This is a genomic window from Paenibacillus sp. LPE1-1-1.1 (genome assembly GCF_040676435.1).
In the GTDB taxonomy this organism is placed as follows: Bacteria; Bacillota; Bacilli; order Paenibacillales; family Paenibacillaceae; genus Pristimantibacillus.
Genome location: NZ_JBEGHY010000001.1, coordinates 2,059,666 through 2,076,470 on the forward strand (window position 1 = coordinate 2,059,666; position 16,805 = coordinate 2,076,470).

Here is a 16,805-nt window from a genome sequence, read left to right on the forward strand (position 1 = left end):
GCTTGACCCGCAACTTCACGGCCTGCTGCCCAACAATGGCTGATCACCATTCGTATAAAAACCAATGTTTTGCAAACCATAACGTTATAACCGTCATGCTTTTGGAAGGGTGAGACGTTTGAAACTGACTATACCTGTTGTTGTCGCAGCATTAACCGCAGCATCGCTGCTACTGGTCTTCCCGGTCAGCCATGCAAAAGCCTCTCCTGCTGTTAAAAAGCAGAACGTAGCGGCAAATGAGCAAATGGCAGCAGGGGAGCCCGATCCTTTGCCCGCAAGAAGAGGCTTATACGAGAAATTGAGCTTGTTTACCGAGGTGCCTTGGTATTGGATTGCGGCGATCGATCAGTATGAGCGCTCGATGTCCAAGGCACGACCGAAGGCTCGGCCCATGCTAGGAAGCACGGTAGGCGTATTTATTGACCAAGAACGCTGGGCTGGACCGCTTAATCCGAATACGGAGGACAGCACGCCAGCATCGATTCGTTTTTTCAACGGCATCGGCCAAGACGGCGACGGCAACGGCCAAGCGGAGCGGACAAGCGACATTGACCTGCTGTACTCACTCGTAAGCCGCGTTGCTTCCTATGGCATCTCCGATGATGATTTTTCAATCGGACTGTGGGAATATTACCAAAATAACCGTTCCGTGCAGCGCATTCAGCAATTTGCCCGTATTTATGCGGCATTCGGCAAGCTCGATTTGTTCGATCACGCTTTTCCGGTTCCCATCGGCACCCGTTATTCGTATAACAGCACATGGGGAACTGGCCGCAGCTGGGGCGGCAGACGCACGCATGAAGGAACGGATATATTCGCCAGCCACGGACTGCCCGTCCGGAGCACCTGCTATGGCATTGTCGAAGTCAAAGGCTGGAATCCGTATGGCGGCTGGAGGATCGGCATTCGCGATCTCAACAACTTTTACCATTATTACGCGCATCTTTCCGGCTTCGACAAAACCGTCAACATCGGCGATGTCGTCAAACCAGGTCAGGTCGTTGGCTGGGTAGGCAGCTCGGGTTATGGCAAACCGGGCACGTCGGGAAAATTCCCCCCTCATTTGCATTACGGCGTATACAGCGACCGCGGACTGATCGAATGGTCGTTCGATCCTTATCCGATGCTTCGCCGCTGGGAGCAGGCCGAACGTCAACGGATCCGTGCGGGAAAATAACCGGTAAGCGTATCGGCTTCGCAATGAAATATTAAAATCCCGATCAGCTTCGATAACTTCAAATTCTTATATGTTCACAAAAAAACGACTTTATCATCCTTCTTTTCAGAGGACAATAAAGTCGTTTTTGATTTTGCGGGTTACTCCCCGCCTCCGCCTGTATCCCCCGTATTGCCTGAGGCGTTATTCGCAGCATTGGAGTGCCCGGAATCCAAATCCTCGTTGGAAGCTTCCGTTGACGCTTCTGCGTTCGTAGATTCGGAGTCCGATGACTCCGCGTTTCCGCTGTTTTGCGGATTCGTCGTGACGCCGCTGCCAGAATCTTGCCCGAGCGGCACGGATATGTTCGGTGCCTGCGCGGCCGAATCGCCCACCGGCTTACCCGTATTGTCGTAATAATACATCGGCACATCGCCCACTACGAGCAAATACGAGATCGGTATATCCGTTTCGACGATCTCCGGCTCGGTATCGAACGGAATGATGATGGTTACCTCCGCAATAATCCGAATATAAACCTCGACCAAAATCATATTGATACCCGCATCCTTCTGGCGCGTGCTAAGGTCGACCTTGACGGCGCCTACCGGCTCAAATTTAACCGGCACCCTTGGGCCGAAAGAAGATATGATGGCACTGTTCAGCGCATGGCCGATCGGAATATGCTCCGGTATGTCCTTCATTTCGTTCAATGTCTCTTGCACCGTATTAATCGTCTGCGAGGTGATGCTCATATGCTCCGCGTAATTCAGCATGAAGCCTGATATTTTACCGTTGCTGTTCATTTTCCAGTCAATGAGCTTATCGGTATCCGAGCGGCTGGCAACCTGCTCCGTTATCGCTTTGTTAATCGCCTGCGTAGCGACCTGCTTTACTCTGATTTTGGCAATATTCATAAGCGGCGGACGCAGGTTGCGTTCGATATAGACGAAGGATTGAATCGAAAAGATCATCATTACGATAAGCGTAATCAATAATATCGTCCTGCGCCGGATGCGCGGCCTAGCCGGTCTGGCTCCCCATACTCCGCCTGTGCCGCCGCTGCCGGCGCTTCGGCTTCGGGTGCCGCCGAGCTTTAGCGATGGCCGCCGAATGCCCCATTTTCCGCTGCTTGCGCTTGCCCTTGTGCCCCATCTCTTCGGAGCTGGACGCGATGAAGCTGTGCTGCTGCGGCTTCCCCAGCTTACTGTTCTGACCTTAGAGAACGGTCGGCCTGACCAAAGCTGCATCCGGCTTCCGCCAAACGGCCTGAACCGCCAGCCTCTCCTTCCCCATTTCGCCAATCCGATCCCCTCCCGCATTGCTGCTCGCTGCCAATACCCATACTTATGCGGAACTCGGCCAAAAAAGAAGACGACCATGGGCAGCGCCATCGAAAAGAGAGGCTTCACGAAAAAAGGGGCAATCCGTCATTGGCCTGCCCCTTTTAGGTGAAATTTACTTCGCAAGCGTTACGGTAATGCCATCGCCCGTTGCCCACGGGGCAGCGGCGTTCACCTTATACGTCATGCCCGCAACCAGTTTCGCACCATTCGTAAGCTCGAAAATTCCCGAAGCGCCTTTGCGCGAAGTCAGCTTGTAAGCTGCCGTCAGCTTGCTTCCGTCCGTGCTGGTCAGTTCAATGCTGCGGACCGCAAACAGTTCATCCTTCGGATCAGCCGTTAACGTCAGCTCAAGCGAGCTGTCATTCAGCGCTTTAGCAGATTCAATTTCTAGGGGCGCGATTTCTTTCGCCACAAACGTGGAGCTGGCGATATTCGCCCACTCCGACGATACCGTATATTTGACGCCCGGCTTAAGAACCTCTCCGTCCGGCAAACGGAATTTCGGAGCTTGGCGGCCATCGGTTGCCTGCGTAAACAATACATACGTCGCAATCATCGGTGTCCCGCCCTCGGGCGTAACCGTTACTTGCTTTGCGCGCATGGAGGAGATAATTTCATACGTCTTTCCATTGTACTGATTGTTCTCGTCTAACACGAAGGCCGTAGCTGCGCGTCCGACCGAATACGCCGAAATGACATTGCCGTAATCCGTAACGCCCTTGGACAGTTCCGATACCGCCTCGAACGTATCATAGGATACCTGGGCCACGCTGCTCATTTCAATTTTTTCGCCGCTTCCGGTAAACGTTCCCGCCGCATTTCCTTTGTAGGCCAGCTCGTAATTCGTTCCTGCCTTTTGCGGAGAGGTAGGCACGATGTAGGTTGAAATCGAACCGGTCTTCAGCTGAGGCACGTTCAGCATCGAAAGCCCGTTATTAAAGCTGAAGTTTTTCAAGGCTTGCTCCAGAGCCGCGTCCTCCGCGGTCAACGGCGCCGAGAAGGTAACTTCTAACGTGATGGTGTTCAACGCTTTAACTTGAACGATCTCGGCATCAGCCGAAGGCTTCGCCTTTTGCGAGGTTACTACCAGCTGCGCCAGCTCGCCGCGCTTTACGGATTGCGGCTTAACGCCTACGCTGTTTGCCCAATATTTTACGGAAGCTGCATCCCGTTTCAATGCTTTGGCGATAATGTCGGTCAACTCCGCAGCGGTAACCGGCGCATTGGGCTTCAGCTTTCCGTCTTCGGCTTGCATCACGCCAAGGTTGGCTAATGTCGCAACATATTGGAAGTACCATTTATCCGCAGAAAGATCCGTTACGCCAGCTGGCTGAGCCGCATTGACCGGAAGCCCAAGGCCGGTTACGACAAGCTTCGCAAGCTCGGCGCGGGATACGGCAGCATTCGGCTTGACCAGCCCGTTTCCGTAACCGTTCATGACTCCTTGCTTCAACAGCTCCTGAATAGCCGCTGCCGATGCGCCTCCGTCATTTATATCCTGAAAGCCGGCTGCTGCCGCCTTAGCTTGTACGCCGCTGCTTGCCCATACATTCACCGGACCAGCCGCTGCGGCCGAACCCCCGATTGCTGCTGCCAATACGATCGCTGCCACTTTATTCGAAACGAAATTCATCTTTGTTTCCTCCTCATGAGTTCTGTAGATTTGCTTGACCTCATGATAAAACACAAAAATAAACCTCTGGCAAACAAAACATTAACAAAAGATAAACAGCTTCGAAACTTTTCCGAAACAGGTGCTTGGCAAGCTTTAAACCGTCAGACGGTAACCTGCTCCCCAGATGGTCTCAATGTATTGGGGATTAGACGGATCCGCTTCGATCTTCTCCCTTAATCTGCGTATATGGACCGTCACCGTGGCGATTTCTCCAAAAGAATCCATTCCCCAAAGCTGCTCGAACAGCTCCTGCTTGCTGAATACATGATTCGGATTTAGCGCCAAAAACGAGAGCAGATCAAATTCCTTCGTCGTGAACTGCACCTCTTGCTCATTCACATATACACGCCTGGAGGAAGCATCAATTTGCAGGCCGCGGATGCGGATTTTCTCGGATGCCTTCGTCTCGCGCTTGCCGATCAAGCGCTGATAGCGCTGCAGATGGGCCTTCGCGCGGGCCACCAGCTCGCTTGGGCTGAACGGCTTGGTGATATAATCGTCGGCCCCGAGACTTAGGCCGCGGATTTTATCGATTTCTTCTTTTTTGGCAGAAACAATAAGGATCGGCACTTCCTTCTCCGCCCTGATCTGACGGCATAGCTCGTAGCCATCCATACCCGGCAATTGCAAATCAAGGACGATTAAATCATAATGGCCGCCCATTGCAGCGCGAAGGCCATCGGTCCCGGTCAAGCATATATCCGCCGAGAAGCCATGCAGCTCAAAATAATCCTTCTCCACCTCGGCTATGGTCACTTCATCTTCAATGATGAGAATTTTAGTCATCGCTATCCTCCTGTTGCTTGGCGCGGGGCAGCCGGATGATAATCGAGGTTCCTGCCCCGAGCATGCTTTCGGCATGAATCGATCCGTCATGCCCCTCAATGATTTGCTTCGAAATCGCGAGCCCGAGGCCGCTTCCGCCCGTTTGCCTGCTGCGCGACAAATCCTCGCGGAAAAACCGTTCAAAAATAAACGGGACCGCTTCCGCGGAAATACCGGGACCGTTGTCGCGGATCGTTAAACAAATGAAATCCGTCTCCGGTTTGAGCGTGATCTCGATCCGCTTCGGCTCGCTTGTCATATACTTCACGCAATTATCCATGATATTAACTAAAACCCGTTTCAGCTTATCCCGATCGGCAAGCACGCGCGAAGCTGATGAAGTATCGATGCTCCATTCCAGCCCGATTCCTTGATCCTGCAAATCAAATTGCAAATCCTCTGCATAATCCTGAATGAAATGTCCGAGGTTGATCGTTTCGAACGTAAACGGAAGCTGCTTCAAATCCAGCTTGGAATACAGAAACAGCTCGTCGATCAGCTGATCCATATCATCGGCCTTCGTCAAAATCGTATTTACATACCGCTCCATCTTCTGCTCCGTATCCGGAACGCCGTCCCGTATGCCCTCTATGCTCGCTTTAATCGACGTAATCGGCGTTTTCAGGTCATGCGTGATATTCGCAATCAGCTCCTTTCGGTTTTGCTCGAACTGAAGCTGTTTCTCGACTGACTGTTTCAGCTTCCCGCGCATGTCCTCAAAAGCCTCGCTCAGCCTTGAAATCTCGTCATTGCCTTCCGAATGCAGCTCAAATTCCAAATTGCCTTGCTTAATCCGCTCCGTCGATTTACGCAGCAGTTCAAGCGGCTTCACGATACTCCGGGTTAAAAAATAGTAAAGCAGCATGTTCATAAGCAGCAGCACAATAAACAGCACGCCGAGAAAAATCGGCAGCAGCGTACGTACGACCTCTGCAAACGGACTTCGCTCCCGGATAACGAGCACGCTTCCCTTCGCTTGATCGGGAAAATAAAAATCAAACTTGGCATACGCGTAAAAATGGTCTCCGATTTGAAGCGTATCGCGAATCGCATTGTTTTCCATTTCATAGCCAGGCAGATATTTTATCAAATCAGGCTGCTTAACCGACAACGAGGAATATAGCTGTTCGTCTTCCTTCCGGATGAACAGCTCCGCCTGTTCCGCGCGCAGCTTATAATTATATTGATCCAGCAGCGTCTTATCCAGCAGCGAGTCGGGTTCATTTTTGGCTAAATACTTCAGGTCGAGAAAGATGGTCTCTTCCTGCTTAGACAGCGGGTTCACCGAATAATGAATGTTGTAGAAGTCCTTCACGCTTCGCACATCGCCTGTGACAGCAACCACAAACAGCAGTGCTGCGGCAAGAAATAATACGATCGTGACAATAAGAATGCAGGTGTAGGAAAGCAGCAGCCGAACACGTATGGACATGCATGTAACTCCTTCTCGATGTTCTTCTTTCGTGACTACAATGTATCATAGGTTTGGGCGGGGCGACAAAGAGGACTTTGCAACGCCGTCATTCATGCGATAGACTAAAAGAAATGATTTCCCTGGTGAAGGAGCTTACCCATGGCCATAAACCGAAGGCTTAGCAGCGACCTTGATTTTGAAGAGGTCATCGCGCAGCAGCAGCGCATTCGGGTTTTTCAAGACAATCAGCTCATCGATTCAAGCTCGCTTGTCGTGCGGTTTGACGATAGCGTTGTCGTAACCCAGTCGGGGGTTAGCGATATTGCTTACCACAACCGGAAGGCATGCGAGTTTTTCGTACTGAGGAAGCGCTAGTTGAAAAACGGAATAAACGGTGTCAGCCTGAACGCTATCGAGCGGCAGGCTGGCACCGTTTTTCTGTTGCTAGCACCTGGTACCATAATAAGTTGGTACTTTTGGGAATAGGAATATGCTGTAAACTAAAGACATCAACAACCACAATAACAGCTCGATTCGGGAGGCCTTTACCAATGGAAAAAATGGAAACGACGCATGTACGCAAACCGGCTAACTTTTACCGCCGCCGCAATACCCCTACCTATACCTTTATGGCTTGGGCAGCTTTTCTTCTCGCCTGCGGCTTTGAATTTGTCGGCATCTATACGCTTAAGCAGCCGATGTCCGTACAGGGCTATTACGCCGTAACCGGCGTGCTCTTGATCATCACTTCCTTCCTGCTGCAAAAGGTAGCGCGAGACAACGATGAGGACAAATTTTTGAAAGACTACAATCCCGGGTACAGAAGCCGCAACACCTCCGCCTTCTCGTTTATGGCTTGGGCAGGCTTTATCCTTGCTGTTCTCGCCCAATATATCGGGATCTATGTGCTTGAAGAGCCGCTTTACGTAAAGGGCTACTACGCCATTGCCGGCGCCTTTCTCATCGTAGCCTGCTTAGTCCTCCAGAAAACGATCAGGGATAACGAGGAAGACAGCCTGCATGCAAATGCCGCTGAGGATTTCGAAGGCTAAACCAAGCGTCAACGGGTTGACATATACGTGCTAAATACGAAAAAAAGCGCTGCTAAACAACGTAGGTTGTCGGCAGCGCTTTTTCGTTTATTTTAAGCAATGATTGTTTGGATATGAACATCGCGCTCTTGGCTTAAATCCAAGAAATAATCGGCCAGTTTAATTAACGGCGTCTCGATATTATGCGGGTTGATATAAACAACCTCTCCGGCTCGTCCATCCGTAAGCAGTACTTGCTTCCCGACCAACCGTTTCATCATGTTCTCGATAAACACCGAAACGATGTGCGGATTTAGGGCGCCAAACCTTCCTGCGCTCATTTGGCCGACAATCTCATGAAAGGACAAAGGCTCATGATAGGGCCTCTTCGAGGACATCGCATGGAAAATATCCGCGACCGATACGATGGAGCTGAATAAATCTATGTTTTCTTTCTTTAATCCCAGCGGATACCCGTTGCCATCCTCGCGCTCATGATGCTGCAGCGCAACCCTGGCGATTCGCAAGCTCAAGCCCGTCGTTCCCTTGAGCAATTCGTAACCAAATATCGTATGCTTCTTCACGAGCTGGAACTCAACCTCGTTCAGCCTGCTTGGTTTATTTAATATTTCGAGCGGAAGCTTCACTTTCCCTACGTCATGCAAAGTCGCAGCCAATGACAGGATCGACAGCTCCGAATTATCCATATTCATCCATCTGCCAATGAGGGTCGAAATGACGCCGACACCGATATTATGCTCGTAGACGTAATCATCCTTGGCTTTCACCGCTTCGAATAATTCGAATATGTCCGGATTTTTGGAAAGCTGCAAAATAGCGGGCAGCACTTCGTTACGAATCTCCATTAGCGGAACCTTGCGTGACAACAAAATCGATTCAAAAAGCTCCTTTGAGACGGTGACGGTTTGCTGCACCAGTTCCCCGATTTGAATGCTTTTCTCTTGAACGGGTTTTCTATCCGAAGCAAACACAATTGAGTTTATGTCTATTCGATGATTTATTAGGATTTGCAAGGATTCCGGTGTTAGGACGGCTTCTGCGGGAACTACCGTAACGCCGTACGCATTCAAAATATCATGTTTTATTTTTTTGCCTATCAACTGCTCCATTGCTCCACTCCTTCGGACTTAGCGCTTCCAATATTTAGTTTATCACAACTTCCTTAAGCGTGGCTTATTAACAGTCAGAAAAGATTGGCAAATAATCCTCATATCGATGAATAAAAATTATGTTTGTGTGAATCATATTGTCAGTACCGTTTTAGAAAAATATGGACGGAAAACCATTAAGCAGGAGGACTATATGAAGAAAATCGTTACCTTGATTGGTTTGTTATTTCTGACGCAATCGCTTGGAGCCGCAATGGCGATGTCGAGCTCCGAGCCCTCGGCCCTGTTAATCCCCATCAATAACGGTGAGGGCAAGCAAATCGGTTCCGCCCAGCTTGTGCAAAAAGCAGACAAAGTATTTATTCACATTGAAGCGGAGCAGCTTGCGCCAGGCACGCATGGCGTCCACTTCCACAATATCGGCAAATGCGAGGCGCCTGACTTTAAATCGGCTGGCGACCATTTTAATCCTATGAGCAAGCAGCATGGCTTTAACAATCCCAAGGGGTATCACGGCGGCGACCTGCCGAATATTGCAGTTGGCGCAGACGGCAAAGTAACGGCGGATATCGCCAGCGCCGACGTTACTCTCCTTAAGGGCAAACCGAACTCCTTATTAAAGGAAGGCGGCACGGCGCTTGTCATTCACGAGAAAGCTGACGACTACGTAACCGATCCCTCCGGTAACTCCGGCAACCGTATTGCTTGCGGTGTTATCAATTAACTTAGTGCTTAATAATTTGGAGGCCATCTCATAAAAGCCATAACATAATCGAACGAAAAAGTGGTTGAACAGAAATATTTTCTGTTCAACCACTTTTTTACTAATTGTGAGGTATACTTCATTTTTGTACTGCCGACCAGATGTTAATTCCCTTTTTTATAGCGCTATATTCCTACTTAAATGAACTGTATTGTTCCGAATTCGTCGGACACATGAAAATTAACGGCACCCGTCGGCTGCCATGCTTGATATTCGCGCAATCCTTCCGGATTCTCGTCAATCCGGTAAAAGTTCGCCCTCCACTGCATCCCCGCACGAAACGGACGGTCAAAATTATAAGCCGGAATTTGAATTTCGTAGACTAGTCTGTCCGGCGCATCCAAATAGACATTCGTCTGTAAGCCGACAAAATCCCACTCTTTATCGACCCGCACCGTATTGCCGAAGCCGTCATTCTCAATACGGGCGTCAAACACGACGTTGTGAGGACTGACCTCTAGCTCTAAATAATGAGTGCCGTTACCATACTCATCAAAAAACAGCTCGACAACATCCTGTTCGTATAAGGGATCATCCCGGTTCAAAAAATCCGAGGCAATATGCCGATCCTCGCAAATAAATTGGATGAACAAAAAATTCGGACTCCAGCAGGCACGGACGACCGTTTGCTCCAAGGCCTGCATACCGGTGACCGTATCAACGAGCTCGAATGGCTCGAAAAGATGCCATGGCACAGCGTCTTGTACTCCAGTGTGCCATTCCTTCGGAATCTCCTGACAGAAGTAGGTCATCTTCCCTGGAGTAGTTTCTTCAGCCACTTGCATCATCTCCTTTTGTTGACTCATGCGATCTCCCGTTTAGAGCTTGTGTCCAAAGCTCCAAACGGGTAACAAATAACGATATTGTTATTGATACCAAACGAACGTTTAAGAGCCTAAATCAGGTTGATCCAAAAAGGTCACAGTACTGTCAGAGGTTCCATGCAATTCAAAAATGACAATTTCATTATCGCCTTGCTGCAATAAAGGTCCCGGCACATACAATCTTTTTTGCGGCCCTGTATTCCAATAACGTCCCAAATTAAAGCCATTAATAAACACGACCCCTTTGGTCCATCCTTCCAAGCTGATGAAAGTATCACATGGCTCATCGACAACTAACGTTCCTCGGAAGAAGCTTGGTTCCATTTGTTCCGAGATGACTCCGAATTGCAGACCGGATAAGTCAGTCAGCGGTAACGTATACGTCTTCCAATCCGACAAGAACTGTCGTCCATAACGCGCGCCCTCCGTAATTCCTTTACGATCCTTCATATAAGGTCCATAGTTGACACGGCCCAAGTTCTCTACAAGCACAGTCACTTGCAAACCTTCAGCGGGTACATCAAACGCTAGTTTAGCATTCGCATCCGTACGATCCAGGATGCCAGCCAGTTTGCCATTAAGAAACACTTGAGCACGGTCATGCAGGTCCTGTATGAAGAATTCTTCCTTCGGACGAGGTCCACTAATGAATGTCGCATAATGAATAAACCCGTAATCCTGCCCCAATTTTTCCATCGTCTCAGGATATGCGGTGTATATAGGTGTAGAGATGTTGTCTAGGTTAGCCGTTAATGAAGCCTGCTCGGTCATTTCCATCCGTCCATACGCCTTCTTCGCGATCGGAGCTGGCAATTCACATTCACCTAGATCCGCATATTTAGAGATGACATCGCGCACAGCATAATATTTAGCTGTCGGTTCACCGGATTCATTCAGCAGAGCATCATAATCATAGCTTGTAACCGTCGGCTCATAGCTATCCGCTGTATGACCGTTCGCTCCGTTAAAAAAGCCAAAGTTCGTTCCGCCATGAAACATGTAGAAATTAACGGATGCGTTTAGACTAAGCATTTCATCCAACACACCCGCGACATCCTCAGCGGGACGGGTATGATGCTCTTCATGCCAATGATCAAACCAACCGTTCCAATATTCCATACACATAAACGGCGCATCCGGTTGATATTCTTTAAGCTTCTCGAAAGCTTCTGCTGCACGGGATCCAAAATTCACCGTTGCCAGAACACCATCGATCATACCGCCTTGCAGCATCGCATCTTCAGGCCCGTCAGAAGTGAATAACAGCACGTCCATTCCGCGAGCAATCATGCTTTCTTTTTGATGAATCAAATACCGTTTGTCATTGCTGTAGCTTCCATATTCATTCTCGACCTGCATCGCGATTATCGGTCCGCCATTGGTGCATAGGAGTGGTTTTAATTTCGGAAGCAGCACATCATAGTAAGCATCCACATGATCTAGAAACGGCTGATGGTAGCAACGGAGACGCATATCCGAGTCTGCCAGCAACCAAGAAGGGAGTCCGCCAAATTCCCATTCCGCACAAATATAAGGTGCAGGCCGAACGATGACATGCAGCCCGATCTCTCCAGCCAGCTCAATAAAACGAACGATATCCGCCATGCCTTCAAAATGAAATTGGCCCTTCTTCGGCTCGTGAAGATTCCATGGGACATACGTTTCAACGGTATTGAGCCCGCATGCTTTTAATTTTGCAAGTCGATCTTGCCAATGCTCGGGTACGGTTCGAAAATAATGAATGGCTCCTGAAAGGAGGCGTATGGGCTGATCATTAAAATAAAATGAAGATCCTGAATATTTAAATGTAGTCATCAATTCTCCACCTCATTAAATAGTTAAGTTATTCAGCATAATGACTGGCTAACGCCTGGTTCATTCTCTCTCTAGTTGCTAGCAACCATTCTCCACTGCCTTTTGGATAGCAGGAGAATGTCAATGGCGCTGTTAAGCCTTCTTCCATTAGCTTTATCGTCTGTTCTTTGCCAATCTTTTGCTCAAGCAGCTCTAATGCACGTAAGTCTTGCAAGGCCTCATAGAGAACTTCCAAGCGGATCGATTCGATTGGGCCCTCTTCGCCCGGATAAACCAAGTAGGAATCTCCCGAAGGAAATCCAAGCTTTGCATCCGTTGACCGATAAGGATCGAGCTTCTGATCAATGGAATACTGCGAATACCAGAAATTAAAGCCCCAGTGCAGAAAACCCTGCAATCCAAACTTATACAACTGAAGTCCAATAATCCGGTTTCTAGAAGAAGGCATGTTAAAAAAGCGATTGGATACTTCTTGATGCTGCGCACAGCAATAATAGGTCCATAAATCTGGAACGCCATGCTCCAGGAACGGTTCGATGTGATTGTTCCCCGGAATCGGTCTCTGCACCAGACCCCGCTCATACATATCCAAATCGGATAGTGCATCCATAATAGGGTAATCGGAAAGATGCCGGCGCACGATCTCGCTTGCAGCTTGATAAGATTCCAAATGACTGAGTTCCGGTTCATCCGAAACATGGAACCAGCTTTGCTGATCCAGTCCATTCTCTTTCAAGTATCGATCAAGACTAGGCAGGAATTGATCCAAGAAGTTACGATAAGCTTCTGAGGATGCATCCGTCTTCCAGCCAAATAGTTTTTTCTCTTCACCATGTACCGTTCCCATAATCTTTGGAGCGAACTTTGCTCCCCATTGCGTAAATAAGTGTGAAAACTCAAAGTACTTCACGTCTAGCTTCTTGCACATGGTTACCCACCGCGTAAGCTGATCAAAACCAAAATGATAAGTATCTCCCTGGGCATCAACTTGCACCAGTTGAACAGTTGGACGTTCTCCTCCAATGAGAGTATCGAGCGGCGGTGTAAATAGTGGCGTCAATATCATGTTCATGCCATGCTTGACCATCGAGTCCACATAACGTTCAAGAAGTGTCCAATGCGCTTCACTAAAGACTTCGACGCCATACTGCGTCGCAATGCAATCTACATGAAACCATTCTGTGTGAATCAATTTTTGCGGAGGTAATGCGGCAGGGATGACAGTCAACTGAAATACATCGGATACCGCTAAGGTCTCTCCTTCATCTGATAAGAAGGAGATTTGAATGGAATGAAGACCCGCAGAGACAGATTGGTCAAGCTCAACGCTCACCCAAATGGAACGCCATTGCTGGGGAACCGCACTAATGGATTGCTGATTCAGCTCATATAACGGATCTGGATATAGTCCCGGTGTCGTGCGCAGGACGTTATCATCAGGGTACTTGAAACAAGGCATCTCCGAAGGAACCAGTCCGACAGTTCTAATCAAAATACGGTCTGCAAGGGTTGAGTCAAGGTTTACATTTATATTTTTCAAGAGCGTATCTGAAGTGTATGCGACCTGGAATGAATAGGTCTCGCCGAAAAGCGCAGATGCGCTGTTAAAGGCTTGTTCGGTTGGCGTCTCGTCTGCGAATACTTTTGTCAAAGAGCTTAGTAACTTCGTCTCAAATTGGATTGGATGATTCATTACTCTTTCACCTCATTATATTAGGATGCTTTTTGCAAAATCTTTGAGATTGACACTGTTTCCATCCATTCTTGATTGTTCCGCCGCGAATGCCATTAAATGACTTTGAATCGATTGACTTGCCGAGGTAAGCCCTTGACTCTTGCCGTCTTCTCTTACCAGCTTTAAGAAATCCTTGAGTAAACCCATATCGCCGCCGCCGTGACCAACGTGACCTCCCATATTTTCAAAAGAGATTCGCTCAACCTTGCCGCTGCCAAAATGAATCACTTCAATTTCATTCTTCTCCATGGCACCGCGGATTTCCCCTCTGGTTCCCATAAGCTTGATTGTACGGCTGACATCTTTAGTAAATGCGCTCATCGTAAATGCTGCCGTGACGGAATTAGCAAACTCCATATTCACAACCTGATGGTCAACGACATCATTGTCACAATGATAGACGCATCTGCCGTATGGGCCTTCCTCTAGCGCCTTATAGCGCGCACTATAGCTCAAATCATTACTAATCGCCGCTGTAGGCCAATTTGTATCCTCTGTTAAATATTGCTTAGGCGCATAGTAGAGACAATCATCTGCCACAGGACAACCGTCCAAGCAGCGTAACGGCGCTCCAGCCGGCGCTTGATCGGATGTAAAATGAGAGAGTGATCCAAAGGAGGATACGCGAACACATTCCGAACCTGCTAACCAGAGTAAAATGTCCAGATCATGACAGGACTTCGCTAGAATCATCGGACTGGAGTCTTCTTTCCGGCTCCAATTCCCTCTCACGAAGCTATGTGCTTGATGCCAAAATCCTACATTTTCATTATGCGTGATAGACATCAAATGACCAATTGTTTCATTGTCTAGCAGTCCCTTAATGGTAGAAAAGAAATGAGTATACCGAAGCACATGACAAATCGAAAACACACGGTTTAACTGAGACGCTTTTTCTCCCATAAGCAAGCATTCTTTGGCATCCGGAGACATCGGCTTCTCGAGCAGCACATGATAGCCAGCCTCAAGTGCTTTCATTGTCGGATCAAAATGCTGTTTATCTTGGGTGCAGATGAGTACAGCATCCGCGAGCTTCGGCATAGCGAAAAAATCATCCCAATTCTCAAAGCACATATGATCCGGAATACTATGCCTAGCTTGGAAGCTCTCCCTGCGTTCAAGAACCGGTTCAGCAACAGCTACAACTTGCAGTTCATTAGGATGCTGAAGTGCATACTCCAAATAGTTGACTCCCCGTAGTCCCGCTCCAATGATTGCGACAGTAACTTTTTTCATGAATGATCTCTCCTCGTTGTTTTAAATCTATCTATTCCTTGACACTTCCTACTGTCATGCCTTTAACAAAATACTTTTGCAAGAACGGATACACGAGCATAATGGGCAAAGCACCCATAAAAATTTGCGCATTTCGAAGTGTCTTTTCACTTAAGTTATCCATCACTTTAAGCTGCTCGATAGACATGGAGGACATTTGGGCATTTATCGACATGATTAATGTAGAAAGATAGGTTTGCAGCGGATACTTTTCCGGTGAATTCAAATAAAGAATACCGTCAAACCAAGAGTTCCAATGCCCGACAATCGTGAACAATCCAATGGTTGCGATCGAAGGAAGCGATACAGGCAAATAAATTTGCCAAAGCACTCGCCAGTGTCCCGCACCGTCAATTGTAGCGGCCTCATCCAGTTCTCTCGGAATGGATCTGAAGAAATTCAGCATGAGCACCATATTCCATACATTCAAAGCACCTGGCAAAACGAGTGCCCAAATCGAATCAATGATACCTGTATTTTTTACAATGATATAAGTAGGAATTAATCCGCCGCCGAAAAACATCGTAACTGCAAAGAACCAGACATAAGGGGTTCTAAATTTAAACTGATTATTCGTTTTCGCGAGTGGAAAAGCCGTAATAAATACAAGAAGCATATTGACGGCCGTCCCAAGCACGACCCGCTGAACGGAAATCCATAAGGAACGGAAGAACTCTACCTTCTCTCCCAAGTATTGATAAGCATCCAAGGAGAAGCCGACAGGCCAAAGCTTTACTTCTCCTGCCATCGCTGCCGTATTGGAGCTAAGTGAAATAGAGAGTAAATGAATAAACGGGATAATACCGAGCAACGTGATTGAAGTTAACAACAACGTATTGAACACGACAAAAAGCTTTCTACTGATTGATTGTTTGTGTATCACCGTATTACCTCCGCCCTAGAATATTCTGTAATTGTTAATTTTGTAAGCCGCATAGTAGGTAATAGATACTAACCCTAATGATATGACTGATTTAAAGAGGCCGATTGCCGCTGCTGGCCCGAATTGTTGACTGAACATCCCTAGTCGGTAAACGAATGTATCAATGATATCCGCACCTTCATAAACCGTCGGGTTATACATAATTAGAATTTGTTCGAAACCCGCATTGAGAATGCCGCCTAAGCTTAATACGCCAAGCAAAATAAGAATGGGGGCAATACCCGGAAGCGTCATGTGCATGACTTGCTTCCATTTCCCTGCTCCATCAACCTCTGCCGCTTCATAAAGCGTTGCATTGATGCCTACAATGGCTGCGAGCATAACAATCATATTGTAGCCCATGCCTTTCCAGACATCTGAGCCAATGACAATACCTCTGAACCAGTCATTGTCGAGCATAAACATAATAGGCTGTAATCCAATTTCGGTTAACAAGCCATTAATTGGTCCGCTCAGCGAGAACAATTCAATAACGACGCCCCCAAGCACGGTCCATGACAGAAAGAACGGAAGGAAGATGGCAGACTGAATGAAGCCTGAAAACCATTTTCTTGTAACCTCATTTAGCAACAGCGCAAGAAGGAGTGGAACAAGCAGAAACAGGACCATTTTGAAGAGCGCGATAATGATCGTATTCCATAGCACCTGATTGAAATCCGGTAAAGCAAATACATAACGGAAATTTTCAAGGCCAACGAATTCTGATCTGAAAAACCCGGATAATGGTTCAAACTGTTGAAAAGCCATGACTAGGCCAGCCATAGGTCCGTATGCATAGATCAAAGTAGCGATAACACCAGGCAATAGCATCAAATGCAGCAAATATTCTTTTTTCAGCGTTCTCATAGATGACCCTCCTTACCAGCTGCTAAT

15 protein-coding genes and 1 pseudogene are annotated in these 16,805 nt (G+C 47.9%); 5 read left to right on the forward strand and 11 right to left on the reverse strand.

Features of this window, described 5'->3' with window-relative positions; genetic code table 11:
• Positions 1–109: 109 nt before the first annotated feature.
• Positions 110–1,177, forward strand: a complete 1,068-nt coding sequence (locus MRBLPE1_RS09070) for a M23 family metallopeptidase (RefSeq protein WP_414698838.1) — start codon at positions 110–112, stop codon at positions 1,175–1,177.
• 140 nt (positions 1,178–1,317) lie between these two features.
• On the opposite strand, the gene yunB is transcribed toward MRBLPE1_RS09070, so the two are convergent.
• The 4 genes from yunB to MRBLPE1_RS09090 all read right to left on the reverse strand — a co-directional run bounded on the left by yunB (position 1,318) and on the right by MRBLPE1_RS09090 (position 6,434).
• The gene (gene yunB / locus MRBLPE1_RS09075) at positions 1,318–2,460 is read right to left on the reverse strand and encodes a sporulation protein YunB (protein ID WP_364144262.1); all 1,143 of its coding nucleotides are present in this window, start codon (positions 2,458–2,460) and stop codon (positions 1,318–1,320) included.
• Positions 2,461–2,614: 154 nt separating this feature from the next.
• Positions 2,615–4,135 carry an S-layer homology domain-containing protein gene (locus tag MRBLPE1_RS09080; protein WP_364144265.1) on the reverse strand — a complete coding sequence of 507 codons (1,521 nt, stop codon included), beginning with the start codon at positions 4,133–4,135 and terminating at the stop codon, positions 2,615–2,617.
• A 135-nt stretch (positions 4,136–4,270) separates the two neighbouring features.
• Positions 4,271–4,963 (reverse strand): response regulator transcription factor, encoded by a 693-nt coding sequence (locus MRBLPE1_RS09085; RefSeq protein WP_364144268.1) that lies wholly within the window; start codon positions 4,961–4,963, stop codon positions 4,271–4,273.
• Entirely contained in the window at positions 4,956–6,434 is a 1,479-nt protein-coding gene (locus tag MRBLPE1_RS09090; protein WP_364144271.1) for a sensor histidine kinase, read from the reverse strand. Before MRBLPE1_RS09090 ends, MRBLPE1_RS09085 begins: the two co-directional genes overlap by 8 nt.
• Positions 6,435–6,575: 141 nt before the next feature.
• Here MRBLPE1_RS09090 and MRBLPE1_RS09095 point away from each other — a divergent pair, with 141 nt between their 5' ends.
• The 3 genes and pseudogenes from MRBLPE1_RS09095 to MRBLPE1_RS09105 all read left to right on the forward strand — a co-directional run bounded on the left by MRBLPE1_RS09095 (position 6,576) and on the right by MRBLPE1_RS09105 (position 7,468).
• Positions 6,576–6,791 (forward strand): hypothetical protein, encoded by a 216-nt coding sequence (locus MRBLPE1_RS09095; RefSeq protein ID WP_364144274.1) that lies wholly within the window; start codon positions 6,576–6,578, stop codon positions 6,789–6,791.
• Positions 6,792–7,045: 254 nt separating this feature from the next.
• Positions 7,046–7,183 (forward strand): annotated as a pseudogene (locus tag MRBLPE1_RS09100) (YiaA/YiaB family inner membrane protein); the annotation flags it as partial.
• A gap of 84 nt (positions 7,184–7,267) precedes the next feature.
• Complete coding sequence (locus tag MRBLPE1_RS09105) at positions 7,268–7,468, forward strand: YiaA/YiaB family inner membrane protein (RefSeq protein ID WP_364144591.1); 201 nt, start codon at positions 7,268–7,270, stop codon at positions 7,466–7,468.
• A gap of 92 nt (positions 7,469–7,560) precedes the next feature.
• Here the strand turns inward: MRBLPE1_RS09105 and MRBLPE1_RS09110 are convergent, their stop codons facing one another.
• Entirely contained in the window at positions 7,561–8,577 is a 1,017-nt protein-coding gene (locus MRBLPE1_RS09110; RefSeq protein WP_364144277.1) for an HD-GYP domain-containing protein, read from the reverse strand.
• Between the two features lie 193 nt (positions 8,578–8,770).
• Here MRBLPE1_RS09110 and MRBLPE1_RS09115 point away from each other — a divergent pair, with 193 nt between their 5' ends.
• Positions 8,771–9,301, forward strand: a complete 531-nt coding sequence (locus MRBLPE1_RS09115; RefSeq protein ID WP_364144279.1) for a superoxide dismutase family protein — start codon at positions 8,771–8,773, stop codon at positions 9,299–9,301.
• A gap of 176 nt (positions 9,302–9,477) precedes the next feature.
• Here MRBLPE1_RS09115 and MRBLPE1_RS09120 read toward each other — a convergent pair whose 3' ends face one another.
• From MRBLPE1_RS09120 to MRBLPE1_RS09145, 6 genes are all read right to left on the reverse strand, one after another.
• Positions 9,478–10,146 carry a carbohydrate-binding family 9-like protein gene (locus MRBLPE1_RS09120; protein ID WP_364144281.1) on the reverse strand — a complete coding sequence of 223 codons (669 nt, stop codon included), beginning with the start codon at positions 10,144–10,146 and terminating at the stop codon, positions 9,478–9,480.
• An 81-nt stretch (positions 10,147–10,227) separates the two neighbouring features.
• Positions 10,228–11,979: a glycoside hydrolase family 35 protein gene (locus MRBLPE1_RS09125; protein ID WP_364144283.1), complete on the reverse strand. Its 1,752-nt coding sequence runs from the start codon at positions 11,977–11,979 to the stop codon at positions 10,228–10,230.
• A gap of 28 nt (positions 11,980–12,007) precedes the next feature.
• Positions 12,008–13,672, reverse strand: coding sequence for a DUF4091 domain-containing protein (locus tag MRBLPE1_RS09130; RefSeq protein WP_364144286.1), 1,665 nt, complete (start codon positions 13,670–13,672; stop codon positions 12,008–12,010).
• A gap of 15 nt (positions 13,673–13,687) precedes the next feature.
• Positions 13,688–14,950: a Gfo/Idh/MocA family protein gene (locus tag MRBLPE1_RS09135; RefSeq protein ID WP_364144288.1), complete on the reverse strand. Its 1,263-nt coding sequence runs from the start codon at positions 14,948–14,950 to the stop codon at positions 13,688–13,690.
• Between the two features lie 31 nt (positions 14,951–14,981).
• The gene (locus MRBLPE1_RS09140) at positions 14,982–15,869 is read right to left on the reverse strand and encodes a carbohydrate ABC transporter permease (RefSeq protein ID WP_364144594.1); all 888 of its coding nucleotides are present in this window, start codon (positions 15,867–15,869) and stop codon (positions 14,982–14,984) included.
• 18 nt (positions 15,870–15,887) lie between these two features.
• Positions 15,888–16,778: an ABC transporter permease gene (locus MRBLPE1_RS09145; RefSeq protein WP_364144290.1), complete on the reverse strand. Its 891-nt coding sequence runs from the start codon at positions 16,776–16,778 to the stop codon at positions 15,888–15,890.
• Positions 16,779–16,805 lie beyond the last annotated feature (27 nt).

Coding starts and splice junctions, on each gene's coding strand:
- MRBLPE1_RS09135 (WP_364144288.1), bottom strand. CDS start 14,950: ATGAAAAAAGTTACTGTCGCAATCATTGGAGCGGGACTACGGGGAGTC.
- MRBLPE1_RS09115 (WP_364144279.1), top strand. CDS start 8,771: ATGAAGAAAATCGTTACCTTGATTGGTTTGTTATTTCTGACGCAATCG.
- MRBLPE1_RS09130 (WP_364144286.1), bottom strand. CDS start 13,672: ATGAATCATCCAATCCAATTTGAGACGAAGTTACTAAGCTCTTTGACA.
- MRBLPE1_RS09095 (WP_364144274.1), top strand. CDS start 6,576: ATGGCCATAAACCGAAGGCTTAGCAGCGACCTTGATTTTGAAGAGGTC.
- MRBLPE1_RS09090 (WP_364144271.1), bottom strand. CDS start 6,434: ATGTCCATACGTGTTCGGCTGCTGCTTTCCTACACCTGCATTCTTATT.
- MRBLPE1_RS09145 (WP_364144290.1), bottom strand. CDS start 16,778: ATGAGAACGCTGAAAAAAGAATATTTGCTGCATTTGATGCTATTGCCT.
- MRBLPE1_RS09120 (WP_364144281.1), bottom strand. CDS start 10,146: ATGAGTCAACAAAAGGAGATGATGCAAGTGGCTGAAGAAACTACTCCA.
- MRBLPE1_RS09085 (WP_364144268.1), bottom strand. CDS start 4,963: ATGACTAAAATTCTCATCATTGAAGATGAAGTGACCATAGCCGAGGTG.
- MRBLPE1_RS09105 (WP_364144591.1), top strand. CDS start 7,268: ATGGCTTGGGCAGGCTTTATCCTTGCTGTTCTCGCCCAATATATCGGG.
- MRBLPE1_RS09110 (WP_364144277.1), bottom strand. CDS start 8,577: ATGGAGCAGTTGATAGGCAAAAAAATAAAACATGATATTTTGAATGCG.
- MRBLPE1_RS09080 (WP_364144265.1), bottom strand. CDS start 4,135: ATGAATTTCGTTTCGAATAAAGTGGCAGCGATCGTATTGGCAGCAGCA.
- MRBLPE1_RS09125 (WP_364144283.1), bottom strand. CDS start 11,979: ATGACTACATTTAAATATTCAGGATCTTCATTTTATTTTAATGATCAG.